24 protein-coding genes are annotated in these 23,862 nt (G+C 64.0%); 12 read left to right on the top strand and 12 right to left on the bottom strand.

Going from position 1 to position 23,862, the window contains the following annotated elements:
* The first annotated feature begins 146 nt into the window (after positions 1-146).
* A complete protein-coding gene (locus tag ACVWVY_RS34440; RefSeq protein ID WP_456630555.1) occupies positions 147-602 on the top strand; it encodes a host attachment family protein in 456 nt (151 codons plus the stop codon).
* 57 nt (positions 603-659) lie between these two features.
* Here the strand turns inward: ACVWVY_RS34440 and garD are convergent, their stop codons facing one another.
* The gene (garD, locus tag ACVWVY_RS34435; protein WP_456630554.1) at positions 660-2,195 is read right to left on the bottom strand and encodes a galactarate dehydratase; all 1,536 of its coding nucleotides are present in this window, start codon (positions 2,193-2,195) and stop codon (positions 660-662) included.
* A gap of 327 nt (positions 2,196-2,522) precedes the next feature.
* Here garD and ytfQ point away from each other — a divergent pair, with 327 nt between their 5' ends.
* From ytfQ to mmsB, 11 genes are all read left to right on the top strand, one after another.
* Positions 2,523-3,488 carry a galactofuranose ABC transporter, galactofuranose-binding protein YtfQ gene (ytfQ, locus tag ACVWVY_RS34430; protein WP_456630553.1) on the top strand — a complete coding sequence of 322 codons (966 nt, stop codon included), beginning with the start codon at positions 2,523-2,525 and terminating at the stop codon, positions 3,486-3,488.
* A 135-nt stretch (positions 3,489-3,623) separates the two neighbouring features.
* Entirely contained in the window at positions 3,624-5,168 is a 1,545-nt protein-coding gene (locus tag ACVWVY_RS34425) for a sugar ABC transporter ATP-binding protein (protein WP_456630552.1), read from the top strand.
* Entirely contained in the window at positions 5,168-6,163 is a 996-nt protein-coding gene (locus ACVWVY_RS34420; RefSeq protein WP_456632384.1) for an ABC transporter permease, read from the top strand. Before ACVWVY_RS34425 ends, ACVWVY_RS34420 begins: the two co-directional genes overlap by 1 nt.
* Entirely contained in the window at positions 6,160-7,140 is a 981-nt protein-coding gene (yjfF, locus tag ACVWVY_RS34415) for a galactofuranose ABC transporter, permease protein YjfF (RefSeq protein ID WP_456630551.1), read from the top strand. Before ACVWVY_RS34420 ends, yjfF begins: the two co-directional genes overlap by 4 nt.
* Positions 7,137-7,916, top strand: coding sequence for a FadR/GntR family transcriptional regulator (locus ACVWVY_RS34410; protein ID WP_456630550.1), 780 nt, complete (start codon positions 7,137-7,139; stop codon positions 7,914-7,916). Before yjfF ends, ACVWVY_RS34410 begins: the two co-directional genes overlap by 4 nt.
* Positions 7,913-8,845, top strand: a complete 933-nt coding sequence (locus tag ACVWVY_RS34405; protein ID WP_456630549.1) for a Gfo/Idh/MocA family protein — start codon at positions 7,913-7,915, stop codon at positions 8,843-8,845. Before ACVWVY_RS34410 ends, ACVWVY_RS34405 begins: the two co-directional genes overlap by 4 nt.
* A 2-nt stretch (positions 8,846-8,847) precedes the next feature.
* Positions 8,848-9,993, top strand: a complete 1,146-nt coding sequence (locus tag ACVWVY_RS34400) for an aldose epimerase family protein (RefSeq protein WP_456632383.1) — start codon at positions 8,848-8,850, stop codon at positions 9,991-9,993.
* A 14-nt stretch (positions 9,994-10,007) separates the two neighbouring features.
* The gene (locus tag ACVWVY_RS34395; RefSeq protein ID WP_456632382.1) at positions 10,008-10,892 is read left to right on the top strand and encodes an SMP-30/gluconolactonase/LRE family protein; all 885 of its coding nucleotides are present in this window, start codon (positions 10,008-10,010) and stop codon (positions 10,890-10,892) included.
* 113 nt (positions 10,893-11,005) lie between these two features.
* On the top strand, positions 11,006-12,079 hold the full coding sequence (chvE, locus tag ACVWVY_RS34390; RefSeq protein ID WP_456630548.1) for a multiple monosaccharide ABC transporter substrate-binding protein: 1,074 nt from the start codon (positions 11,006-11,008) through the stop codon (positions 12,077-12,079).
* 90 nt (positions 12,080-12,169) lie between these two features.
* Positions 12,170-13,732, top strand: a complete 1,563-nt coding sequence (gene mmsA, locus ACVWVY_RS34385) for a multiple monosaccharide ABC transporter ATP-binding protein (RefSeq protein ID WP_456630547.1) — start codon at positions 12,170-12,172, stop codon at positions 13,730-13,732.
* The gene (gene mmsB, locus ACVWVY_RS34380) at positions 13,729-14,910 is read left to right on the top strand and encodes a multiple monosaccharide ABC transporter permease (protein ID WP_456630546.1); all 1,182 of its coding nucleotides are present in this window, start codon (positions 13,729-13,731) and stop codon (positions 14,908-14,910) included. Before mmsA ends, mmsB begins: the two co-directional genes overlap by 4 nt.
* Positions 14,911-15,064: 154 nt before the next feature.
* On the opposite strand, the gene ACVWVY_RS34375 is transcribed toward mmsB, so the two are convergent.
* From ACVWVY_RS34375 to ACVWVY_RS34325, 11 genes are all read right to left on the bottom strand, one after another.
* On the bottom strand, positions 15,065-15,820 hold the full coding sequence (locus tag ACVWVY_RS34375; protein ID WP_456630545.1) for an amino acid ABC transporter ATP-binding protein: 756 nt from the start codon (positions 15,818-15,820) through the stop codon (positions 15,065-15,067).
* Positions 15,798-16,454, bottom strand: coding sequence for an amino acid ABC transporter permease (locus tag ACVWVY_RS34370; RefSeq protein WP_456630544.1), 657 nt, complete (start codon positions 16,452-16,454; stop codon positions 15,798-15,800). The genes ACVWVY_RS34375 and ACVWVY_RS34370 overlap by 23 nt, the downstream gene beginning before the upstream one ends.
* The gene (locus ACVWVY_RS34365) at positions 16,451-17,134 is read right to left on the bottom strand and encodes an amino acid ABC transporter permease (RefSeq protein ID WP_456630543.1); all 684 of its coding nucleotides are present in this window, start codon (positions 17,132-17,134) and stop codon (positions 16,451-16,453) included. The genes ACVWVY_RS34370 and ACVWVY_RS34365 overlap by 4 nt, the downstream gene beginning before the upstream one ends.
* 18 nt (positions 17,135-17,152) lie before the next feature.
* Positions 17,153-17,959, bottom strand: coding sequence for a transporter substrate-binding domain-containing protein (locus tag ACVWVY_RS34360; protein ID WP_456630542.1), 807 nt, complete (start codon positions 17,957-17,959; stop codon positions 17,153-17,155).
* Positions 17,960-17,967: 8 nt separating this feature from the next.
* The gene (locus ACVWVY_RS34355) at positions 17,968-18,762 is read right to left on the bottom strand and encodes a transporter substrate-binding domain-containing protein (protein WP_456630541.1); all 795 of its coding nucleotides are present in this window, start codon (positions 18,760-18,762) and stop codon (positions 17,968-17,970) included.
* Between the two features lie 50 nt (positions 18,763-18,812).
* Positions 18,813-19,259, bottom strand: coding sequence for a ribose 5-phosphate isomerase B (rpiB, locus tag ACVWVY_RS34350; RefSeq protein WP_456630540.1), 447 nt, complete (start codon positions 19,257-19,259; stop codon positions 18,813-18,815).
* Positions 19,256-20,044 (bottom strand): FadR/GntR family transcriptional regulator, encoded by a 789-nt coding sequence (locus ACVWVY_RS34345; protein ID WP_456630539.1) that lies wholly within the window; start codon positions 20,042-20,044, stop codon positions 19,256-19,258. Before ACVWVY_RS34345 ends, rpiB begins: the two co-directional genes overlap by 4 nt.
* A 117-nt stretch (positions 20,045-20,161) precedes the next feature.
* Positions 20,162-21,106, bottom strand: a complete 945-nt coding sequence (locus tag ACVWVY_RS34340; RefSeq protein WP_456630538.1) for an amidohydrolase family protein — start codon at positions 21,104-21,106, stop codon at positions 20,162-20,164.
* 147 nt (positions 21,107-21,253) lie between these two features.
* On the bottom strand, positions 21,254-21,943 hold the full coding sequence (locus tag ACVWVY_RS34335; RefSeq protein WP_456630537.1) for a DUF1045 domain-containing protein: 690 nt from the start codon (positions 21,941-21,943) through the stop codon (positions 21,254-21,256).
* 20 nt (positions 21,944-21,963) lie between these two features.
* Positions 21,964-23,157, bottom strand: a complete 1,194-nt coding sequence (locus ACVWVY_RS34330) for an alpha-D-ribose 1-methylphosphonate 5-triphosphate diphosphatase (RefSeq protein WP_456630536.1) — start codon at positions 23,155-23,157, stop codon at positions 21,964-21,966.
* Entirely contained in the window at positions 23,154-23,819 is a 666-nt protein-coding gene (locus ACVWVY_RS34325; RefSeq protein WP_456632381.1) for a transferase hexapeptide repeat family protein, read from the bottom strand. The genes ACVWVY_RS34330 and ACVWVY_RS34325 overlap by 4 nt, the downstream gene beginning before the upstream one ends.
* Positions 23,820-23,862 lie beyond the last annotated feature (43 nt).

The following is a 23,862-nucleotide window of genomic DNA, read 5'->3' as shown; positions in this document are numbered from 1 at the left end:
CAATGATACCGGAGTTCCATCAGCGCGCGGTGAAGAGCTGGCGGTGATAAGGTGCCGATCGCGGCCGGTGCACTGGCCGGGGCGTCGTCGTCGCAGGGGCAACCCCGCGGCGATTCATGCGTTGGCCCACATGGAGGCATCAAGTAATGACAAATGAATCTATCCCCGTCATCTCCCACAATGCACTTGTTCTGATCGGCGACGGCCAGAAGGCGCTCTTTCTTCGCAACAAAGGCACCGCGCACCAGGTCAAGCTCGAGGTCGAGCAAATCCTGCAGCAGGACAATCCGGCAACGCGCGAGCAGGGCACCGATCGTCCGGGACGCTCCAGTTCAAGCGTCGGGATGGCGCGAAGCGCCGTAGAGGAGGTCGACTGGCACCACATCGCCAAGGAGCGGTTCGCCGGCGAGATCGCAGAAGCGCTCTATCGTCACGCCCACGACAATCGTTTCGACAAGCTCGTCGTCATCGCGCCGGCAAAAATTCTCGGCAACCTGCGCAAGGCATTTCATGCCGAGGTTACTGACAAGATCGTGGGCGAGATTCCAAAGGAACTAACTTCGCATCCGATACCGCACATCGAAAGGCTGATAGCGGCCTAGCCGCGCATCGCTGGCCAGGCGCTGGCAGCCTCACGAACATGGGGCGCCGGGCCGTTGCTATGTCACGGGGCCCGGATTGAACAACGCAAGGGAATTGGTGAGCTTCCAGTGCTCGGCCCAGGTCTCGCGGCCGCTCGCCACGTCAAGCATGAGACGGAATAGTTCCCAGCCGACGTCCTCGATCGTTGCATCGCCGGTCGCGATACTGCCGGCGTCGACGTCGATCAAATCGTGCCAGCGTTGCTTCAACTCGCTGCGCGTGGAAACCTTGATGACCGGCACGGCGGCAAGTCCATAGGGCGTGCCGCGGCCGGTTGTGAAGACGTGCAGCGTCATGCCCGAGGCAAGCTGCAGCGTGCCGCAGACAAAATCGCTGGCCGGCGTTGCCGCAAAAATCAGCCCTTTTTGGTTTACCCGCTCACCCGGCGCGAGCACGCCGGCGATCGGGCTGGTGCCTGACTTGATGACCGAGCCCATCGCCTTCTCGACGATGTTGGAGAGGCCGCCCTTCTTGTTGCCCGGCGTGGTGTTGGCGCTGCGGTCGGCCTCGCCGCCGGCGAGATAGCGGTCATACCAGGCCATCTCGCGCACCAGCGCGTCCGCAACATCCTGGCTCGTCGCGCGCGGCGTCAGCAGGTGGATGGCGTCGCGAACTTCGGTGACTTCGGAAAACATCACGGTGGCGCCGGCGCGGACCAGAAGATCGGCGGCAAAACCCAGCGCCGGATTGGCGGTCACGCCCGAGAACGCATCGCTGCCGCCGCATTGCATGCCGACCACCAGCGCCGATGCCGGGCAGGTTTCGCGGCGCCGCTGGTTCAATATCTTGAGGCGTGCGTCAGCCATCTGCACGATGTCCTCGACGATTTCGCCGAAGCCGGTCAGGCCTTCGTCCTGCATCCGCATGATTTCGTCGTCGGCGTTCATGCCCTCGGGCAGCAACAACTCGGGCTGCAGCTTCTCGCAACCGAGCCCAACGATCATCACCTCGCCGCCGAAATTGGGATTGCGGGCGAGATTCTGTAGTGTACGGATCGGGACCGCGGCGCCTGGCGCGTTGATCGCGACCCCGCAGCCATAGGCATGCGTGATCGCCACCACGTCGTCGACGTTGGGATATCCAGGCAACAGTTCCTTGCGAATCCGGTCCAGCGCGAACTCGACCGTGCCGGCAACGCATTGCACGCTGGTCGAGATCGCGAGGATGTTGCGGGTGCCGACCGAACCGTCGGCATTGCGATAGCCTTCGAACGTGTAGCCTTCCAGCGGCGGCAGGGCGATCGCGCCGCCGTTCGGCGTCGGCAGATTGTCGAACGACGGCGCGTCGGGCATCTGCACCAGCGATTCCTTGACCCAGCTGCCTTTCGCGATCGGCGCTGCGGCGCGACCGATGACCTCACCGTAACGGTGAATGGCTTCGCCTTCTCCGATATCGGCGAGGGCGACCTTGTGGCCTTGCGGGATCTGTTCGACCAGCCGCAAGCCGCATCCGAATTCGGTGCCCGCCTGCAGGCCGCCGCGGTTCGCGACGATCGCGACGTTATCGTCCGCGTGCATGCGGATGTAGAGCGGCTTCGCGGTGACGGGCTGCATGTCGAATCCTCAGTTCACGGGCGGCATCAGGCAACGCGTAGCTGCGCCGCATGATCGAGGCAATCAAGGTCAAACCGCGCGCCTGATCAAGCGGCTCTTCGGGCACAAAGCCGGCGGATATGAACTGAGCGTCCGACCAAATGGGGAATTAATCCTGCCCCGGTGAGGGACGGCGACTGGAACCAATAGTCAAATAATATTACTAGTCAGCAGCGATCTTCCGTGAAATATTGCCCGCGCTGCCGCCAATAGGCAGCTTCAAAGGTGCCTAGATACCGAATTCGGGGATGCAGGCACCCTGAACAACATTTTGGGAGAACGCGCCTCATGACCTCCAAAGCCCTTCTTGCGGCCACCGCGCTGGTCGCCATCACCCTCTCGCTCCCGGCAACCGCCGCCGAGCTCACCGTCGGCTTTTCCCAGATCGGATCTGAATCCGGCTGGCGGGCGGCGGAAACCTCCGTCTCAAAAACCGAGGCCACCAAGCGAAAGGTCACGCTCAAGATCGCCGACGCCCAGCAGAAGCAGGAGAACCAGATCAAGGCGATCCGTTCCTTCATCGCGCAAGGGGTCGACGCCATCTTCCTCGCGCCTGTCGTGTCGAGCGGCTGGGACGCGGTGTTGAAGGAGGCCAAGGAAGCCAAGATTCCGGTCGTGCTGCTCGATCGTGACATCGATCCGTCGGGCAAGGAGCTTTATCTCACCGCCGTCACCTCCGACAGCGTGCACAAGGGCGCCGTCGCCGGCGAATGGCTGGCGAAGACCGTGGCCGGCAAGGCATGCAATGTCGTCGAGCTGCAGGGCACGGTCGGTGCGAGCGTCGCGACCAACCGCAAGAAGGGCTTTGACAGCGTCGTCGCCAAGAACGCCAACCTCAAGGTGGTGCGCAGCCAGACCGGCGACTTCACCCGCGCCAAGGGCAAGGAAGTGATGGAAAGCTTCATCAAGGCCGAAGGCGGCGGCAAGGCGATTTGCGCGGTCTATGCCCACAACGACGATATGATGGTCGGCGCGATCCAGGCGATGAAGGAGGCCGGCCTCAAGCCGGGCAAGGACATCCTGACGGTGTCGATCGACGCGGTGCCGGATATCTTCAAGGCGATCGCGGCCGGCGAGGCCAACGCCACCGTGGAGCTGACGCCGAACATGGCAGGTCCGGCGCTGGACGCCGTCATGGCCTTCAAGGCGAAGGGAACGGTGCCGTCGAAGTGGATCCAGACCGAGTCGAAGCTCTACACGGCCGCCGACGATCCACAGAAGATCTATGACAGCAAGAAGGGCCTCGGCTACTGATCGGCCGGCGCTACGCCGCCGGGTCTCAAGCCAGCCCCAGACCCGGCGGCAAAAGCCTTCTCGACGAATCCGCCTCCTGAGGCGAACATGCCGGGCGTTCGCGTTGACGCGAACGTCGGTGGGAGTGATGCCGGCATGAATGCAAGTTCCGATCCTGGATCAGCGCTGCTGGAGGTGCGTGGCCTGAGCAAAAGCTTTGGCACGCTGCGCGCCCTGCAGGAGGTGGATTTCACCTTGCGGGCCGGCGAAATTCACGCGCTGCTTGGCGAGAACGGCGCAGGGAAATCCACCCTGATCAAGGCGGTGACCGGCGTGTTCCCGCGCGACGCCGGCATCGTCCGCCTCGGCGGCGCCGAGGTCGCGCCGCGCTCGGCCAAGGCAGCGGTCGATGCGGGCATTGCGACCGTCTATCAGGAGGTCAATCTGCTGCTGAACCTGTCGGTGGCGCAGAACCTCTATCTCGGCAGGCAGCCGACGCGGTTCGGGCTGGTACGCGAGGCGGAGATGCGTAGCTCGGCCATCGCGCTGCTTGCGGAGTTCGATCTGCATATCGATGTCGCCGAGCCGCTCGGAAACTATTCGGTCGCGGTTCAGCACATCACCGCGATCGCCCGCGCCGTCGACCAGTCGGCGCGCGTGCTGATCCTCGACGAGCCGACCGCGAGCCTCGATCGCCATGAGGTCGAGATCCTCTTTGCGGTGATGCGCAAGCTCGCGCTGCGCGGCATCGGCGTCGTCTTCGTCACGCATTTTCTCGACCAGGTTTACGAGATCTGCGACCGCATCACGGTTTTGCGCAACGGCCGGCTGATCGGCGAGCGGACCACCGCCGAGCTGCCGCGGATCGAATTGATCCGCATGATGCTCGGCCGCGAACTCGCCGAGACCACCAGCGAGCGCGCGGCGGCGCAGGTGCGGCAGGTCGGGGAGATTTGCGCGCGCTTCGAAAACTATGGCAAGGCCGGCTATGTTGCGCCGTTCGATCTCGTGCTTCGCCGCGGCGAGGTGGTTGGCCTCGCGGGCCTGCTCGGGTCGGGGCGGACCGAAACCGCGCGGCTGGTGTTCGGCGCCGAGCGCGCCGACAGCGGCAGCGCCACGGTCGAAGGCAAGCCGGTTCGCCTGCAATCGCCGCGCGACGCGGTCACCCATGGCTTCGGCTATTGCCCGGAAGAGCGCAAGACCGAGGGCATCATTGCCGATCTCACGTTACGCGAAAACATCGTGCTGGCGTTGCAGGCCAAGCGCGGCCTCGCAAAACCGCTGTCCCGCTCCGAGCAGGAAGAGATCGCGATGCGGTTCATCAGGCTGCTCGACATCCGCCCGCCGGAGCCGGAACGCCCGATCGGGCTGTTGTCCGGCGGCAACCAGCAAAAGGTGCTGCTGGCCCGCTGGCTCGCCACCGCGCCGCGCGTCCTGGTGCTCGACGAACCGACCCGCGGCATCGATGTCGGCGCTCACGCCGAGATCATTCGCCTGATCCGCGAACTGTGCGACGACGGTCTGGCGCTCTTGGTGATTTCTTCCGAGCTCGACGAGATCGTGACCTATTCTGACCGGGTGATCGTGCTGCGCGATCGCAGCCACATCGACGAACTGGAAGGGGAGGCCATCGACGTCTCCAACATCCTTGCGGCGATTGCCGCAGCAAGCACCGCCGGTGCGGAAGCCGGGCCGTCATGATGCCAAGCCTTTTGCAAAGACTGCTGCAAAGCCGTGGCCTTGCCCAGATTGTCGCCTTGCTGGTGATCCTCGCGGTCGATCGCGCCGTCTCGCCGCAATTCTTCGATCTGCGGATGCAGGACGGGCGGCTGTTCGGCAGCCTGATCGACGTCCTGAACCGCGGCGCGCCGGTCGCGCTGCTCGCTTTGGGCATGGTGCTGGTGATCGCCACGCGGGGCATCGATCTATCAGTAGGCGCGGTGATGGCGATATCAGGCGCCATCGCCGCTAGCCTTGCCGACGCCCACGGCCTGCCGCTGGCGCTCGCCGCAGCGCTCGGCGCCGGGCTGTTATGCGGGCTGTGGAACGGCTTTCTCGTTGCGGTGCTCGGCATCCAGCCGATCGTCGCCACCTTGATCCTGATGGTGGCCGGCCGCGGCGTCGCGCAGCTCATCACCGAGGGCCGTATCGTCACCTTCACCGCGCCCGACCTGGTCTGGCTCGGCAACGGTGCCGTGCTCGGCGTGCCGGCGCCGGTGGTGGTCGTGCTCGGCATGCTGATCGTCACCGGTGCGGTGGTCCGTGGCTCGGCGCTCGGCCTGTTGATCGAGGCGACCGGCGGCAACGCACGGGCGAGCGAACTGGCCGGGATCGGCACGCGCGGCATGATCCTTGCGGTCTATGTCTGGTGCGGCCTGTGCGCGGCGCTCGCCGGCGTCATTGCGGCTGCCGACATCATGGGCGCGGATGCCAACAATGCCGGGCTCTGGCTCGAGCTCGACGCCATCCTTGCGGTGGTGATCGGCGGCACCTCGCTGTTCGGAGGGCGTTTCAGCCTGGTGCTGGCGATGGTCGGCGCGCTGATCATCCAGGCCATGAACACCGGTATCCTGCTGTCGGGTTATCCGCCGGAGTTCAATCTCGTGGTGAAAGCGGCTGTTGTGCTGGTTGTTCTGCTGCTGCAGTCGCCGCGCTTTGCCAATGCCGGGTTCGTGCTGGGGAGGGCCCGCCAATGAGGGGGCTGCCGCCGGCCGCGATCACCGCCATGGTTTTTGTCGTTGGATTTGCGCTCTGCACGGTGCAATTTCCCAATTTCGCTTCCACCCGCGTCGCGGCCAATCTGCTGACCGACAACGCCTTTCTCGGCATCGTCGCCACCGGCATGACCTTCGTGATCATTTCCGGGGGGATCGACCTGTCGGTTGGTTCGGTGATCGGCTTCACCACCGTGTTCGTCGCGCTGGCGATCGAGCGCCTCGGCCTGCCGCCGCTGGTCGCCTTTGGCGCGATCCTGCTGCTGTGCGCCGCCTTTGGCGCGGCCATGGGCGCCATCATCCACGTCTTCGACATGCCGCCGTTCATCGTCACGCTGGCGGGTATGTTCCTCGCCCGCGGCGCCAGCTTCCTGATGTCGACGGAATCGACGCCGATATCAGCGCCGCTCTATTCGACGGTGTCGGATTTCGCGCTGCGGCTGCCCGGGGGAGGCCGGCTCACAGCCATTGCCCTCATCATGCTGGCGGTGGTCGCGGCGGGAGCCGTGCTGCTGCATTTCACCCGCTTCGGGGCCAATGTCTATGCGCTCGGCGGCAGCCGCGCGACGACCGCGCTGATGGGCATACCGGTCGGGTCCATGACGGTGCGCATCTATATGCTGTCGAGCGTCCTTGCCGGGCTCGCCGGCATTGTGTTCTCCTTCTACACCGCGGCGGGCTACTCGCTGTCGGCCGTCGGGGTCGAACTCGATTCCATCGCGGCCGTGGTGATCGGCGGCACCTTGCTGACCGGCGGGCAGGGGTCGGTGGTCGGCACGTTGCTCGGCGTGCTGATTCAGGGCCTGATCCAGACCTACATCAATTTCGATGGAACCTTGTCGAGCTGGTGGACCAAGATCGTAACCGGTATCCTGCTTTTCGCTTTCATCGCCCTGCAGCAGGCCATGCTGGGCATCGCCCGCCGCGCCGGCCCCCGTAAGGCAGGAGTCAAATCATGACGTCCCGGCTTCTCGTCATCCCGACCCGGCGCGCGCATTCCAACCACGCCGAGGTTGCCCGCAGCATCGGCATCGACATCATCGTCGGCCGTTACGCCGAAGGCGGACGCCTTCCGGGCGATGCCGAACTCACGGCGATGTTCGGCGTATCGCGGCCGGTCTTGCGCGAGAGCGTCAAGACGCTGGTGGCGAAGGGGCTGCTTACCACCAAGGCGCGGGTCGGCACCGTGGTGCGCGAGCGCGGCGCCTGGAACATGTTCGATGCCGATGTGCTGGCCTGGCATCTCGATGGCGGCATCGACCGGCGTTTTCTCAACGATCTCGCCGAAATCCGGCTCGCCGTCGAGCCGCGCGCCGCCGCGCTCGCGGCTGGCCGCCGCTCGGAGGCCGACATCGCCGAACTCCGCCGGAGCATGGCGCGAATGCGGGCGGAGGCTTCCGACTCCGTGGGCTTTGCCGACGGCGATCTTGCCCTGCACCTGGCTGTCGCCAACGCCTCCGGCAATTTGTTCATGCGATCGATCGGCAACGTCATCGAGGCGGCGTTGCGCGCTTCGTTCCTGCTCAGCGCACCGGTCGAAACGCAGGACCGCGAGACGGTGCTGTCGTGGCACCAGCGCATTGTCGACGCGATCGAGAGCGGCGATGCCGAGGCAGCCACCGCAGCCATGATCGAGGTGATCCACAACGGATTGCGCCGTCATGAGGGAACGCCTACATCGTCCGGCGCTGCGCCTGCGCCCCCCGCGGTAGTCGAGTCCGGAGAGCAGTCATGAACCCGCTTCGCGTTGCCATCGTCGGCTTCGGCAAGATCGCCCGCGACCAGCATGTGCCGGCGATTGCTGCGACCGACGGTGTGGAGCTGGTTGCCGTCGCCAGCCGCAATGCCTCGCTTCCCGGCGTGCCGCATGCGGCGACGCTCGATGAATTGTTGCGCGACGGCCCGCCGATCGATGCGGTGGCGCTGTGCACGCCGCCGCAGGTTCGCCACGCGCAGGCGGCGATGGCGCTTGCCGCCGGCAAGCATGTGATGCTGGAAAAGCCACCGGGCGCGACGGTCGCTGAAATCACCCCGCTCGTGATCGCCGCGCGCGCCGCGCAACGCACGCTGTTCGCCACCTGGCACTCGCGGTTCGCACCTGCCGTCGAGCCGGCGCGGCAATTGCTGGCCGGCCGGCAGGTCACATCCGTCAAAATCAGCTGGAAGGAAGACGTGCGAGTCTGGCATCCGGGACAGGCCTGGATCTTTGAGCCGGGCGGGCTCGGCGTGTTCGACCCCGGCATCAACGCGCTTTCGATCCTGACGCGCATCTTGCCGCAGCCATTGTTCGTAACGGCGGCCGATCTTGCATTCCCCGCCAATCGCGACGCGCCGATCGCCGCTACACTTGCGCTCAGCGATGCGCAGGGGCTGAAGATCACAGCCGAACTCGACTTCCTCCAGACCGGCCCGCAAAGCTGGGACATTGACCTCGACACCGACGGCGGCCCAGTCACGCTTTCCATGGGCGGGGCGAGGTTGCGGGCAGGGGGCAAGCAACTCGTCGATGCCGCGGATGCCGAGTATGCCGGGCTCTATCGCCGCTTCCGCGAGCTCGCCGAAACCGGCGAATCCGATGTCGATCTCGCGCCGCTCCAGCTCGTCGCCGACGCGTTCCTGCTGGGGCGGCGGCGCACCGTTGAGCCATTCGAGGACGAGACATGAACATGCCGGCCGTTCCTCGCGTGGCGCGTTCCCGCTTTGGTGTCCTGCCTGACGGCACCGAAGTCGAGTGCGTGACCCTGCACGCCGCCGATGGACTGGAAGCACGCATCATCACCTATGGCGCATCGCTGCAGGCATTGTTGGTGCCGGATGCCGCCGGACACCGCGACGACATCGTGCTCGGTCATGATACCTTCGAGGGATACCTCGCCCGCCGCCAGTTCTTCGGCGCAACCGTCGGGCGCTATGCCAACCGCATCGCCGGCGCGCGCTTTGTGCTCGACGGCGCCGAGGTGCAGCTTGCGGCAAATAACGGGGCCAATGCGTTGCATGGCGGGCTGGAGGGCTTCGATCGCCGCAACTGGCGGATTGTCAGGGTCGAGGATGGCGATCATCCGGGCGTGACGCTTGCCTACACCAGCGCCGATGGCGAGGAGGGCTATCCCGGTGTGCTGGAAGTAGAGGTGACCTGGCGCCTTGCCGGGCCGATGGAGCTCCAGCTCGACATGACGGCGCGAACCGATCGCCCCACCGTGGTCAACCTTACCAATCACAGCTTTTTCAATCTGGCCGGTGCGCGCTCGGGCCGGAATATTCTCGATCATCATCTCACCGTGGCAGCGGACCATTTCCTCGCCATCGATGCCGGCGCGATCCCGTTGCCGCAGCCGCCCAGCGCGGTCGCCGAAACCCCGTTCGACTTCCGGGCCGGCGTCGAGATCGGCGCGCGGATCCGAAACGACCATCCGCAGCTTCGGGTTGGCCGCGGTTACGATCACAATTTCTGTCTCGGCGCGCCAAGCGGCGAACCCCGCTTTGCCGCGCGGCTCGCTGAGCCAGCGTCCGGCCGCGTGCTGGAGCTGTTCACCAACCAGCCCGGGCTGCAGGTCTATTCCGGAAACTTTCTCGACGGCTCCACCGCCGGAAAGGGCGGCCGCCTCTATCGGCAGTCCGATGCCATGTGCCTCGAACCGCACGCCTGGCCGGACACGCCCAATCGGCCCGACTTCCCGACCGCCCGGCTTTCCCCGGGCGAGGTCTATCGCCACACCACGCTGTACCGCTTCACGCATGCGATTCAAGGCGCAATTCACGGCGCAATCGAGACACAATCCGCGGTAGAGTCGCCTGAGGGAGCGGGGCGATGAGCGGCGACAGCGAAATGGAAGAGGTACCGACGGCCGTTCTCTGCGGCGAGCGATGCCATCTTGGCGAGGGACCGACCTACGACGCCGCCACCGACACGGCCTGGTGGTTCGACATCATCGAACGCCGGCTGTTCGAAGCGCGGCTCGACACCGGGCGGACCACCATCCATTCGCTGGACGTGATGGGCAGCGCGCTTGGGCGGATCGACGCGCATCGCCAGCTCCTCGTCGCCGACGATGGCCTCTATATACGTGAGACGGCGGATGGGCGGATGACGCTGTTCCATCCGCTCGAGGCCGACAATGCCGCAACGCGTTCGAATGACGCCCGGGTCCATCCGTCCGGCACCTTCTGGATCGGCACCATGGGTCGCCGGGCCGAGCGGGGGCTGGGCGCCATCTATGCGCTGCATCGCGGTGAGTTGTCGCGCCTTTATGACAGCATCACGATCCCGAACGCGATCTGCTTCTCGCCGGACGGGACTACCGGCTATTTCGCGGACACCGGGAAGAATACGCTGTTCCGGGTCGATCTCGATGCCGCGACCGGCCTGCCGCGCGGCACGCCCGCCGCGCTGGTCACCCGGCGGGGCGGCGGCGGCATCGACGGCGCGGTGGTCGATGCCGACGGGCTGATCTGGAATGCGCGCTGGGGCGGCGGCTGCGTTGACGTCTATAGCCCGCAAGGCGAGCATCTGCGCTCGCTCCGCGTCCCGGCGCGGCAGTCGAGCTGCCCCGCTTTCGTCGGGCGGGATTTCTCGCGGCTGCTCGTTACCTCGGCCTGGCAGGATATGGGCGAGGACGCGAAGCGCGCCGATCCCGATCATGGCCGCACCTTCGTGCTCGATGTCGCCGCGCGTGGCCGCCCTGAACCAGACGTAAAACTAGCAACAGGTTGATGGAGGAAGACGAGGCGCGCACGAACGCGCGAGATGACTGAGTTTCAAGAACCGCATTCAGCGGTCTCACAATCCAGGAACCATAGATCGTCGATGATCAAAGGGAGTGAAGCATGACTAGTCTGAAGACCACATTGTCGGCCCTCGCGCTGGCAGCAACCATGGCCGCAACGGCGGTAACCGGCGCCGTCGCCCAGAGCAAGGGAACCGTCGGCATCGCCATGCCGACCAAATCCTCGGCACGCTGGATCGACGATGGCAACAACATCGTCAAAATCCTGAAGGAGCGCGGCTACGGCACCGACCTGCAATATGCCGAGGACGACATTCCGAACCAGCTCTCGCAGGTCGAGAACATGGTGACCAAGGGCGCCAAGGTGCTGGTGATCGCGGCGATCGACGGCACCACGCTGTCGGATGTGCTGAAGCAGGCCAAGGCCAAGGGGATCACGGTCATCGCCTATGACCGATTGATCCGTGACACGCCCAATGTCGACTACTACGCCACGTTCGACAATTTCCAGGTCGGCGTTCTGCAGGCGCAGTCGATCGAGCAGGGGCTCGGGCTGAAGGAAGGCAAGGGGCCCTTCAATATCGAATTGTTCGGCGGCTCGCCGGACGACAACAACGCCTACTTCTTCTACAATGGCTCGATGTCGGTGCTGCAGCCCTATATCGACAGCGGCAAGCTGGTGATCGGCAGCGGTCAGAAGGGCATGGACAAGGTTTCGACCCTGCGCTGGGACGGCGCCACCGCCCAGGCACGCATGGACAACCTGTTGAGCGCGTTCTACGGCCGCAAGCGGGTCGATGCGGTGCTCTCTCCCTATGACGGCCTGTCCATCGGTATCCTCTCTTCGCTGAAGGGCGTCGGCTATGGCAGCGGCAACATGCCGATGCCTGTCGTCAGCGGTCAGGATGCCGAAGTGCCGTCGATCAAGTCGATGCAGCGCGGCGAACAGTATTCGACCATCTTCAAGGATACCCGCGACCTCGCCCGCGTCACCGCCGACATGGTAGACGCCTCGCTTAGCGGCAAGGAAGTCACCGTCAACGACAGCAAGACCTACAACAACGGCGTCAAGGTGGTACCTTCCTATCTCCTGAAGCCGGTTGTCGTCGACAAGAGCAACTGGGAGAAGGTGCTGATCGACGGCGGTTACTACAAGCGTTCGCAGTTCGATTGACGCGCAATGGTGGCGTCGGCGATGGCCGGCGCCACCACCTGCCTGTGTGCGACCGCGACGAGATAGACAGATAATGGACGTGATGACGCGATGACCGCAATTCTCGAAATGCGCGGCGTAAGCAAGAGCTTTTCCGGCGTTCAGGCCCTGCGCGACGTCAACTTCACGGTTGAGGCGGGACAGATCCATGCGCTGGTCGGCGAGAACGGCGCCGGCAAGTCGACCCTGATGAAGGTTCTCAGCGGCGTCTATCCGCACGGCGATTACGAAGGCAGCATCATCTTCGACGGCGAGGAGCGGCGCTTTCGCGACGTGAACGATTCCGAGGCGCTGGGCATCATCATCATCCACCAGGAGCTGGCGCTGATTCCGCTGATGTCGATCGCGGAGAATATTTTTCTGTCGCATCCGCCGCAACGTCTCGGCGTGATCGACCGCGACACGGTCTACAGCCGGACCCAGGAACTGCTCGCCCAGGTCGGCCTCACCGAGATGCCCGACACGCTGGTGACGGATCTTGGCGTCGGCAAGCAGCAATTGGTGGAAATCGCCAAGGCCTTGTCGAAGAGGGTGCGGCTATTGATCCTCGACGAGCCGACCGCCAGCCTGAACGAGAACGACAGCGCGGCATTGCTGGATCGCCTGCTGGCATTCCGCGCCCAGGGCATCGCCTCGATCCTGATCTCGCACAAATTGTCGGAGGTCGCGCGCGTCGCCGACCGGATCACGGTGCTGCGCGACGGCCGCACGGTCGACAGCATCGATTGCCGGGCTGAGGCGGTGGAAGAGGACCGCATCATTCGCAGCATGGTCGATCGCGACCTTGCCCATCGCTTTCCGCAGCGCACCCCGGCGATCGGCGAACCGGTCTTCGCCGTTCAGGACTGGACGGTGTATCACCCGCAGCATCGGGAACGCCGCGTGATCAAGGGCGTCAACTTCGAGGTCCGGCGCGGCGAGGTGGTCGGGATCGCCGGGCTGATGGGCGCAGGCCGTACCGAATTCGCCATGAGCCTGTTCGGCCGCGCCTGGGGAGACCGGATCAGCGGACGCGTCTGGCTCGATGGACGGGAGGTCAACCTGTCGAGCGTGGCGGCGGCGATCGATGCCGGCCTTGCTTACGTCACCGAGGACCGCAAGCAGCTCGGCCTGATCCTGGACAGCGACGTCCGCAAGAACATCACGCTGGCGAGCCTCGGCCGCGTGGCGCGACAGGGCGTGATCGACGACATGTCCGAATTGCGCGTTGCGAGCGACTACCGCAACCGGATGCGGATCAGGTGTTCCGATGTCTACCAGCAGACCGGCCAGCTCTCCGGCGGCAACCAGCAGAAGGTGGTGCTGTCGAAATGGCTGATGACCGATCCGAAAGTATTAATCCTCGACGAGCCCACGCGCGGCATCGATGTCGGGGCAAAATACGAAATCTATTGTATCATCAACGAGCTTGCCGAGGCGGGCAAGGGGGTGGTGATGATCTCGTCGGAGATGCCGGAACTGCTCGGGGTCTGCGACCGCATCTGCGTAATGAATGACGGCGCCTTTGTCGGAGAATTCGCTGCCGCCGAGGCCACCCAGGAAAGGATCATGCGCGCCATCATGCGCAACAAGGAAATGGACAAGAAGGTACTTCAGGGAGATTTGCGGCCATGACCGACAAGGCGGTTGCGCTGCCCGGGCACACCGGCTTCATCAAGAACAATCTGCGCAACTACGGCATGCTGCTGTCGCTGTTTGCGATCATGCTGTTCTTCCAGGTCATGACCGACGGTACGCTGCTGCAGCCGTTGAACCTGACCAATCTGGTGCTGCAGAACAGCTACATCGTGATCATGGCGCTCGGTATGCTCTTGATCATTGTCACCGGCCATATCGACCTGTCGGTCGGCTCGGTCGCGGGCTTCGTCGGCGCCGTCGCGGCGGTGCTGATGGTGCGCTATCACATTGACTATCCGCTGGCCTTCCTCGCCTGCCTGCTGGTCGGCGCGATGATCGGCGCGGCACAGGGCTATTGGGTTGCCTATTTCAAGATCCCGTCCTTTATCGTGACGCTGGCCGGCATGCTGGTGTTCAAGGGGCTTGCGCTCGCGATCCTGGCAGGCCAGTCGGTCGGACCGTTCCCGCCGACCTTCCAGAAACTGTCCTCGGGCTTCATCCCCGAACTGTTTCCCGGCGCCGGCACGCTCTATCCGACTTCGCTGTTGATCGGTGCCGTGCTGGCAGTGGCCCTGGTCTATACCAGCGCCAAGAGCCGGGCGCGGCAGGCGTCGCACGGCATCGAGGTCGAGCCCTTCGGCTTCTTCGTCGCCAAGAGCGCGGTGCTGTTCGCGGCGATCGTGTTCTTCGCCGGCCTGATCGCCTCGCATCGCGGCCTGCCCAACGTGCTTGTCATCATGACGGCGCTGATCGCGCTCTATGGCTTCGTCACCACCCGCACCGTGATCGGCCGCCATATCTATGCCATCGGCGGTAACGCCAGGGCCGCGAGCCTGTCCGGCATCAAGACCGAACGGCTGACGTTCCTGACCTTCGTCAACATGGGGGTGCTGGCGGCACTGGCCGGCCTCGTGTTCGCGGCGCGGCTCAATACGGCGACGCCGAAGGCCGGCGCCGGCTTCGAGCTCGACGTCATCGCGGCCTGCTTTATCGGCGGCGCGTCCGCCTATGGCGGTGTCGGCCGGGTCGGCGGCGCGGTGATCGGGGCCATGATCATGGGGGTCATGAACAACGGCATGTCCATCCTCGGCATCGGCATCGACTACCAGCAGGTGATCAAGGGGCTGGTGTTGCTCGGCGCCGTCTGCCTCGACGTCTACAACCAGCGGCGCTAACCAGGACATGGATCGATAAGCGCGCAGCCAAATTCGAGTGGCTGCGAGCTTGACGAAGGCAAGGTAGTCGAATTCAGGTCGGGATGGGGCCGGATAGCGGACAGGCTGCGGTCGTCAAAAGCGACGCGAATGAGCCGAACCGGTAATGATTTGGCTACAGCTCGCTCGAAATGAACTGCTTGAATTCGGCAGTTTGCGGTCGGGCGAACAGTTCAGACGTCGGCCCGCTTTCCCAGATCTTTCCCCGATGCATGAAAACGACCTGATCCGCGACTTTGCGCGCGAAGCCCATCTCATGTGTGACGGTGATCATTGTCATGCCACTTGTCGCGAGATCTTCCATGACGGCGAGCACTTCTGCGGTCAGCTCGGGATCGAGCGCCGAAGTCACCTCGTCGAAAAGCATGACCTGGGGGGACAAGGCGAGCGAACGTGCAATGGCGACCCGCTGCTGTTGTCCGCCGGACAACTGCTCGGGATAAGAACTGATCTTGTCGGTTAGCCCGACGAGGCCCAGCACCTCGGCGGCCTTCCTCCGCGCTGCGTCCATTGCCTGCTTTTTCACCAAAGTCAGCGCCAACGTGATATTCCGCTCCACCGTGAGATGCGGGAATAAGTTGTACCCCTGAAAAACCATGCCGACATCGTGGCGCAACTGCGCCCGTGCGGCCTTGCCGGGCCTGCCGACTTCGTGGCCGCAAATTTCAATCCTGCCGGCCTGGATCGTCTCAAGCCCCGCGATGCAACGGAGCAGCGTGCTCTTGCCGGATCCGCTCCGGCCGACGATGGCCACGGTCTGGCCGCGCGCCACGTCGAGGCTCACTTCGTCCAGAACGCGCAACGTCCCGAACTCCTTGACCACGCCCGTAACCTGCACGACGGTGGCGCTAGTGGCTGGCGCGACCTGCATTGGCTCTCCTTTCGAGGAAACGGCTGGCCAGCGATAGCGGGTAGCACATCGCAAAATAGATTGCGGCCACGATACAGAAGATGATGAAGGGCTCGAAGGTCGAGTTGTTGACGATCTGGCCAGCGCGCGCGAGCTCGACAAAGCCGACCACCGAAGCCAGCGACGTATTCTTCACGATCTGGACCATGAAACCCACAGTCGGCGGAATGGCCATTCGGAAAGCTTGCGGCAATATCACATAGGCATATTGCTGGAATCGATTGAGGCCGAGACAATCGGAAGCCTCCCACTGCGTGCGTGGCACCGCCTCGATGCAGCCACGCCAGATCTCACCCAGAAAGGCGGCGGCATATAGCGTCAGGGCCAGGCCAGCCGCGACCAGCGGCGCCAGCTTGTAGCCGAGGATGCCGAGGCCGAAATAGGTCAGGAACAGCAGGATCAAAAGCGGGGTGCCCTGGATGAGCTGGATGTACCCGCCGGCGACGATGCGCAGCGCGTGGCTCGGCGAGACCCGCATCAGCGCGATAGGCAGGCCGACGAGGGCGCCACCCGCGAATGCAACCAGCGACAGCAGCACCGTCCATTGCGCCGCCATGATGAGATACCAGATGTGGTGGGCGTTGAGCTGGATCATAAGGCGGTGCCCAGCCGCCGCCGGCGCTCGAAGATGATGAGGCCGATGGCCTTGAACGCAAGTCTGTAGAGAAGCGAAAGCCCGAGATAGATAACCGCGACGATGATGTAGACCTCAAAGCTACGATACGTATCGGACTGCACGTTGTTGGCGACGGCGGTCAGCTCCTCCGCCGAGATTTGCGAGGTGATCGACGATGCCAGCATGAGAAGCACGAACTGGCTGGAGAGGGCGGGATAGACCCGCTCGATGGCGGGCAACAGAACGACGTGCAGGATGGTCTGAAGGCGCGTCAGGCCCAGGCAATCCGCTGCCTCGAGCTGGGTGTGGTGGATGGACTGGATGCCCGCCCGCATGATCTCCGTCGTGTAGGCGCCCATATTCACCACGAGCGCAATGACGGCGGATGTTTCGGCCGATAGTTTGAGGCCCATGCTCGACAGGCCGAAATAGACGATGAAAATCTGCACGAGCAGGGGCGTATTGCGGATCAGCTCCACATAGAAGCCGACGAGCAGCCGCAATGTGCGCCCGCCGTAAACCCGGACGACCGCGCACAGCGTGCCGACCACGAAGCCGAGGGCGATCGACAGTACTGTGAGCTGAATCGTGAGCCACGCGCCGGTCAGGAAGGCAGGCCATTTCTCCAGCAGGAACGAGAAGTCGAACTTGTAGAGCATAGCCGCCGGCCCTGCTGCTTAGTTGCCTGCCTTCAGTAGCTGCTCCACCGGAATATCGACGCCGTGATACTTCTTGTAAATCGCGCCGAGCTGTCCGTTCTGAAGGTTGCTCTTCACCCAGCCGTTCACCCACTCCTTCAGCTTGGGCTCGTCCTTGCGCATGCCGACGGCGAGGTAGAACGTCTGCATTGTGATGCGCGACTCCGCCGTGCGTGCCGGGTTCTTCTTGCTGATCGCCGGCAGCAGCGAGCGCGCCGTCGCGAGGATATCCACCTGGCCCGATGCGAATGCGAGCGCCATCGTGGCGTCGTCCTCGTAGCGTACCAGCTGGGCGCCTTTCGCCTGCTGGGTAAGATCGGTGTCCTGCGTCGTGCCGCGCACGACGGCGACCTTCTTGCCGGCGAGGTCCGCCATCTCCTTGAGCGGGACCGTGCTCAACGACGCCACGACCGAGGGATGATCGGCATAGGGAATCGAGAAATCGATCACCTTGGCGCGATCGGGCGTGATCGACAGCGTGGAGACGACGAGGTCCGCCTTGTCGGTCTGCAGCATCGGTATGCGCGTAGGGCCCGTGGTGGTTACGATCTCCAGGGAGACCCCGAGATCTTTTGCGAGAAGCTTCGCCGTATCGACGTCCGATCCGGTCGGCTCCAGCTTGTCGTCGGTCATGCCGAACGGAGGGATGGCCGTGTCGATGGCGATCCGGACCTTGCCCGCCTTCTTGATGTTATCGAGCGTATCGGCCTGTGCCGGTGCAAACGACAGTGACAGGGCCGCGAGCGCCAGACCTGCGATCAGGCGGCGAGAGATCATATTGGTCATGGCCGGTCCTATTGCTTCAGAATGAGATCGGGCAAGTTGTCACCGAAGTACTTCTTGTTCAGCTCGTTGAGCTTACCGTTTTTGAGATTGGCTGATATCCAGGCGTTGACCTCGTCCACGAGGCGCTTCTCGTCCTTCTTCACACCGACAGCGAGCTTGAAATTGTCGAGTACGAATTTCAGCTCCACCTGCCGCGCCGGGTTTTTCTTGTCGATCTGCGGGACGATCATTTCCGCCGTGGAGAAGATGTCGACCTGTCCAGAGAGGAAGGCCTGTGCCTCGGTGGCATCATCCTCGTAGCGGACCAGCTTCATTCCCTTCGGTCCCTCTTTTGTAAGCTGCGTGTCGTGCGTTGTGCCTCGCACCGTCCCGACGGTCTTCCCATCGAGATCGGCCAGCGACTTGAGAGCGAGGGACTTCGGGGCGGCGATGACCGTTCGCAGCACGGCATAGCCTAACGAGAAATCGATGACCTTGGCGCGTTCGGCCGTGTAGGAGAGGCTCGAAATCACGAGGTCGGCCTTGCCGGTCTGGAGGGACGGAATCCGGGAGGCGCCCGTGGTCGGCACGTGCTCGAACTCGAGTCCCCAGTCCTTGGCGAGAAGCTTTGCCGCCTCGACGTCGAGGCCGGTCGGCTGCATCTTGTCATCCGTCATGCCATAGGGCGGCACGCCGAGATCGATGGCGATGCGGATCTTGCCGGCTTTCTTGATATCGTCCAGCGCGTCCGCGTACGCGAGGGACGTGACGGCTACCAGCGCGGTGATGGCGAGTGCCATCGCAGCTACAATCCGTTTCAACATTTGCTTCCTCCCGTTTGTCTTGTTTGTTGGCGTTCGTTGTCTTGTTTTTTTTAACGTTCGGCATCCATGATCGCGAGCTTGGCCACCCGGCGCCGGAATTCCTCAGCGGTTGAGAACGTCGCGCCGAGGTAAGCTGCGATCAGATCCTTGGCGAGCCATGGCCCCACGATCTGCGCCCCAACGCACATGACGTTGACGTCGTCGTGCTCGACGCATTGGTGGGCAGAATGGACATCGTGGCACACGGCTGCCCGAATTCCCTTCATCTTGTTTGCACCGATTGACGCACCGACGCCCGTACCGCACACCATGAGGCCGCGCTCCACCTGGCCCGTGGTGATGGCAGCCGCGACCTTGCGTGCGATATCCGGGAAGTCGACCGGAGCGGGATCGAAGCTGCCGACATCCAGCACTTCGTGTCCGCTCTCCTCCAAGAAGGCGAGCACTTCCGCCTTCATGGGAAAGCCCGCGTGATCCGAACCTACGACGATCTTCATGTGGTCTTCCTGCTGTTCGCCCGTCTTTTCGTTGGTAGATTTGCCGCCGGCGAGGCCGTGGCGCTGTCGATGTCACCGACGATGGCGCGCCTCCGGTATTCGTTGCCGATTTCAAAATGCTTTCGCAGCGTCGAATCGGCGCGATCCGGATCGCGCGCGACGATCGCCTCGAAGATGCGCCGGTGATCGTCGATCAGATAGGTTTTCATCGAAGGGAACGCCTGCACGAGCTCGCGGCGGTTGCGGTGCACATGCGTCAGCAGCCCCGCCATCGAATTGTGAAGGACGGCCAGTGTTTGCGAATGCGACGCCAGCACAATCGTGCGATGGAATTCGTAGTCGGCGATGCCGCCGGCGTCAGCCTTGTCGATCGTTTCCGCGATCTTGCCGAGTGCGGTCTGCAGGCGTTCGAAATCGGCAATGCCTGCGCGCTCGCAGGCGAGTCGGATCGCCTGGCACTCGATGGCGACGCGGGCCTGCATCACGTCATCCGGCATGTCCGCCTGCTGGGCAAGCGCGAAGGTGAAGAAGTCGTTCAGGACCGAGATGTCCGGTCGTGTCACGACAGTGCCGATGCGATCCCGGATCTCGACAATGCCGAGCATCGAGAGGGCCCGCAGCGCTTCGCGGACGAGCGGACGACTGACGCCTAATTGGATAGCGAGATCGCGCTCGGAGATCAGGCGATCGCCGGGTTTCAGCGAGCCGGCGAGCAGGCGGTCGCGCAAGAAGGCGAACACCTTCTCGAATCCCTTCTCACCCTCGTCCACCCGCTTCAACTCCACCCCTGGTTCCCCCGCTGATATTACCTTGGTAAGACCAGTAAGCAGACCAGACGACGTCGTCAAGCTCCTAGGGGCTTTAGATCGGTGGGCCAGACAATCCGTCGCGAGCGCGATCGGTCAATCGGCCTGGGCCGGCATCCGCGCAGTTTCGTTGGTGCGATAGACTTCGCGCGCAGTTTCACAAAACAGCCGCGCCTGTTCGGCTTTGGAATAGCGTGCGGCGATCCGCTTGAAGCCCGAAAAGATCGTGTCGAACGATCCGCATAAGCTGTCGACGGGGAAATTGCTGGCGAACATCGCGCGCTCCGCGCCGAACATGGCGACGGTCTGCTCGACGATCCAGCGATTGTCGTCGACGCGCCACGGGCGGTTGCGCAAGCCAAGGCCGGAGATCTTGACGCGGACGTTCGGCTCTTCGGCAAGACGCGCCATGGCAGCGCGCCAGCCCGCGAGCCCTTCCGGACTGCGGTCAGCCGGCAGGCCTGCGTGATTGAGGATGATCAAGATACGCGGAAAGTCGCGCGCCAGCGTGACCGCTTCGTCAAGATTCCACCATGACGTCTGCAGGTCGAAGTGCAAGCCGTGTCTTTCTAGCAGTGCGAATCCGCACCGCCATGTGTCGTCGGACATCAGTGTCCGCGTACGCCCGACTTCGTCGGGCGACATCGGCCCTTCCGGCTTGTGCCGGATGCTTCGCACCAGCGGAAATGCCGCTTGTCCGGCGATGATCGTGGCCGCGTCGTCGCGATTGAGCCATACCTGTCCCACGATCGCGTTTGGCAGGCGATAGCGGGCGCTTAGTCCGGATGCATAGCGCGTCTCGTCGAGCGGCGTCTTCGGGTCCCATTCGGTCTCGACATAAACCGTCTCGCAGACGGCGTGCCCGGCGGCATCCTTGCGATAGTCGTCAGGCAGATAAGGTCGCTTGATTGCTGAATAGTCACCGTAGCGAAACGGGATCATGACGCCCGGGCGCAACCAGGGATGATCGTTGGCGATCGGATCCCAGAAATGGTGGTGGGCGTCCACGACCGGGCCTGTCCAGATGTTCTCGTCGCTCATCGGCGTGCCTCCGCTTGCCGGAAATCAATCAGCAGCGACCCGACGACATGGAGGGCAGCTTGGGACGCAACGGAAGGCCCATTTCGTGTTCCCATTCTACTTTGCATGGGGTTGTTTTCGATATTTTGAGTCTGGTCCCCAGGGACGTCAATCCTGCAATGGCCAGCGGCCGATGACCCGAAACCGCGAATTCGGGTCTTCCTGGCGGCACAGGGCAATCGCGTCGATCGCGAGCGGCCCGATGCCGGTCGCCGCAAACCGGTCGCGCAGCATCGTCACAACCTGCTCGCGCCGTTCCGCGGGAAGCCGTCCCGTCAGCGTCATGTGGAAGCGAAACTCTTCGAAGACGTAAGGGTAACCCCAGCGGTCGAGATAGTCGCGCTGTTCCGGCGTCAGCTTGTCGGGATTGCGCCGCGCACGATCTTCCGGGCTGAGGGGGGCACGGAACGGATCGAATGCCTTGGTCGCCTCGGCGGCGAGCAGTTCGAGCTCTGCCGACGGCTCGGCCGGGATCACCGCGATGAAACCGCTGATCGAATCGACGACCGGTTGGATCACCGGCACCGGCCGGGCCAGATCGGCGAACAATTCGCATGCCGCGGCAAGCTGCCCCTCGGCCTTGCCGTCGGCCAGCGCGATCGGCGCCTTCAGCGTGGCGTGAAAGCCGTATTTGCGGGGATCCTGCGTCAGGTCGCGCCAGTCCAATGGGAGCCCATCCGGAAAGGGCAGGTCGTCGCCGCCATGGGCGTCGTAGCCGAGCAGGGCCGCGCCGAACCGGTCGAGCGCGCTGCCCGGCGTGGCGGTGTAATAGATTGCGTAACGGGGATAGTTTGCCATTGCGCCAGAATAGGGCCCGCTCACGCGGCTGCAACTGCCTTGCGCGCCACGATGGACGAACGGACGAGGCGGTGCGCCTCCGTCAGATACACCAGGCGCCCTGCGGCAATGACCGCGACTACTCGTGGCCGTAGCGGCACCGTGTCATCGACCAGAATGATGTCGGCGCGCTGTCCCGCGGCGAGCAGGCCGCGATCGGCAAGGCCGGCGGCGCGCGCCGGCGCCGAGGAGATCAATTGCCACGCCTCGGCCAGCGGCAGCACGCCGTCGGCGGCGAGTCGAAACGCCGCCAGCAGCGGCGCCGGATAATAATAGTCGGACGCCAGCACCGAACAGAGGCCCTTGGCAATCATGTCGGAGGCGCTGGTGCATCCGGTATGGCTGCCGCCGCGCACCACATTGGGGGCGCCGAATACGATGAAATCACCGGCTTCGGCGGCCTCGCAGGCGGTTTCCTCGTTGACCGGAAATTCGGCGATGGCAACGCCCTGCGCGCGAAAGGCCTCCCGCATCGCCGGGCTCTTGTCGTCATGCGAGAGCATCCGGACATCAGCCGCGCGCGCCGCCTGCGCCAGCCGGGCGATCGACGCCGGCACGTCGTGGCCGCGGGTGACCACACTTTGCACCAGGCGATCGAACTCGTCATTGGTAAGCCCCGTACGCTCGACCATTCGGCTGCGCTTGAGCGGCTTGGTGAGGCTGGCGACCGTCGAGTCCATATGGTCGTTGAACGCGAACAGGTCGACGCGGCCTTCCGAGAGCCAGTCGATGATTTCACTTTCCGCGTCGAGATTGTAGGTCTCGTGGCGCAAATGGAAGCGGGTGTCGGCGGCGAGCTGCGGCCGCATCTGCTCCATCGCCTCCAGCAGTTTCCGCGCATTGTCCGCGCCGCGAAGGCCGGGCTCCCACGACCATGTCGTGGCGTGATAGACGGTGGTGATGCCGTTGCTGACCGCCTGCCGGTCGCTGTCGATCAGCGCCACATCGATCGGAAAATCGACGCCGGGGCGCGGCATCATCTGACGTTCGAACGCATCGCCATGCAGATCGACGATGCCCGGCAGCACCAGCAAGCCGCCGGCATCGATGCCGGGCGAGCTGTGGCTGTTGTCCGTACCCACGGCGACGACCTCTCGGCCGGCAATCCGTAGCGAGGTCTCGATGATTTCGTTGCCGAGCAGCGCCCGGCCACCTTCAATGAACAGTTCGGTCACGATGCGGCACTCTGGTTGAATGGCTGACGGCCCGATGTTTCGGCCGATTCGTACTTTTCGAGAAAGCCCTCGACATCGAGCTTGCGAAAATCGGGCAGGGCGCGGCGAAGCGTCTCATGGTCCCAGTCCCACCATGCAAGCTCCGCGAGCCGCCCGGCAATGGATTCCGAAAACCGCTGCCTGACCGGCCGGGCCGGGTTGCCTGCAACGATCGTGTAGGCGGGGACATCCTTGGTCACGATGGCGCCAGCCGCGACCACCGCGCCGGTGCCGATCGTGCGGCCGGGCAGAATGACCGCGCCGTGACCGATCCAGACGTCATGGCCGACGTGAACATGATGCTCACGCCGCCACGCAAAGAATTCGGCGTCGTCGCTCTCGCCCGGAAAATAGCTGCTGGCGCGGTAGGTGAAATGCGCCTGCGAGGCCCGGTGCATCGGGTGATTGCCCGGGTTGATCCGCGTCATCGCCGCGATCGAACAGAATTTTCCGATCGTGGTGTAGGTGATCTGCGCGTCGTTCACGACGTAGGAATAGTCCGCCATCGCGACCTCGAGCAGGATGGTCCGGGCACCGACCTCGGTGTAGGCGCCGAGCCGGCAGTCGCGCACCGACGCGGTGGGGTCGACGGCAGGTTCAGTGGAAAGCATCTTGCCGGCCATCGGTAGCGTCCATCCGCAATTGGGAGAGATCATGAGCGTCCGC

This window comes from Bradyrhizobium sp. URHC0002, assembly GCF_054059515.1.
The sequence above is the reverse complement of the archived record's forward strand: the minus strand, read 5'-3'. Positions and strand labels throughout refer to the sequence as shown.

Coding starts and splice junctions, on each gene's coding strand:
- ACVWVY_RS34425 (WP_456630552.1), top strand. CDS start 3,624: ATGAATGCAAGTTCCGATCCTGGATCAGCGCTGCTGGAGGTGCGTGGC.
- ACVWVY_RS34405 (WP_456630549.1), top strand. CDS start 7,913: ATGAACCCGCTTCGCGTTGCCATCGTCGGCTTCGGCAAGATCGCCCGC.
- ACVWVY_RS34325 (WP_456632381.1), bottom strand. CDS start 23,819: ATGGCCGGCAAGATGCTTTCCACTGAACCTGCCGTCGACCCCACCGCG.
- ACVWVY_RS34355 (WP_456630541.1), bottom strand. CDS start 18,762: ATGTTGAAACGGATTGTAGCTGCGATGGCACTCGCCATCACCGCGCTG.
- ACVWVY_RS34370 (WP_456630544.1), bottom strand. CDS start 16,454: ATGATCCAGCTCAACGCCCACCACATCTGGTATCTCATCATGGCGGCG.
- ACVWVY_RS34440 (WP_456630555.1), top strand. CDS start 147: ATGACAAATGAATCTATCCCCGTCATCTCCCACAATGCACTTGTTCTG.
- chvE (WP_456630548.1), top strand. CDS start 11,006: ATGACTAGTCTGAAGACCACATTGTCGGCCCTCGCGCTGGCAGCAACC.
- ACVWVY_RS34340 (WP_456630538.1), bottom strand. CDS start 21,106: ATGAGCGACGAGAACATCTGGACAGGCCCGGTCGTGGACGCCCACCAC.
- yjfF (WP_456630551.1), top strand. CDS start 6,160: ATGAGGGGGCTGCCGCCGGCCGCGATCACCGCCATGGTTTTTGTCGTT.
- ACVWVY_RS34410 (WP_456630550.1), top strand. CDS start 7,137: ATGACGTCCCGGCTTCTCGTCATCCCGACCCGGCGCGCGCATTCCAAC.
- ACVWVY_RS34360 (WP_456630542.1), bottom strand. CDS start 17,959: ATGACCAATATGATCTCTCGCCGCCTGATCGCAGGTCTGGCGCTCGCG.
- mmsB (WP_456630546.1), top strand. CDS start 13,729: ATGACCGACAAGGCGGTTGCGCTGCCCGGGCACACCGGCTTCATCAAG.
- ACVWVY_RS34335 (WP_456630537.1), bottom strand. CDS start 21,943: ATGGCAAACTATCCCCGTTACGCAATCTATTACACCGCCACGCCGGGC.
- ACVWVY_RS34400 (WP_456632383.1), top strand. CDS start 8,848: ATGCCGGCCGTTCCTCGCGTGGCGCGTTCCCGCTTTGGTGTCCTGCCT.
- ACVWVY_RS34375 (WP_456630545.1), bottom strand. CDS start 15,820: ATGCAGGTCGCGCCAGCCACTAGCGCCACCGTCGTGCAGGTTACGGGC.
- ytfQ (WP_456630553.1), top strand. CDS start 2,523: ATGACCTCCAAAGCCCTTCTTGCGGCCACCGCGCTGGTCGCCATCACC.
- rpiB (WP_456630540.1), bottom strand. CDS start 19,259: ATGAAGATCGTCGTAGGTTCGGATCACGCGGGCTTTCCCATGAAGGCG.
- mmsA (WP_456630547.1), top strand. CDS start 12,170: ATGACCGCAATTCTCGAAATGCGCGGCGTAAGCAAGAGCTTTTCCGGC.
- ACVWVY_RS34420 (WP_456632384.1), top strand. CDS start 5,168: ATGCCAAGCCTTTTGCAAAGACTGCTGCAAAGCCGTGGCCTTGCCCAG.
- ACVWVY_RS34365 (WP_456630543.1), bottom strand. CDS start 17,134: ATGCTCTACAAGTTCGACTTCTCGTTCCTGCTGGAGAAATGGCCTGCC.
- garD (WP_456630554.1), bottom strand. CDS start 2,195: ATGCAGCCCGTCACCGCGAAGCCGCTCTACATCCGCATGCACGCGGAC.
- ACVWVY_RS34395 (WP_456632382.1), top strand. CDS start 10,008: ATGGAAGAGGTACCGACGGCCGTTCTCTGCGGCGAGCGATGCCATCTT.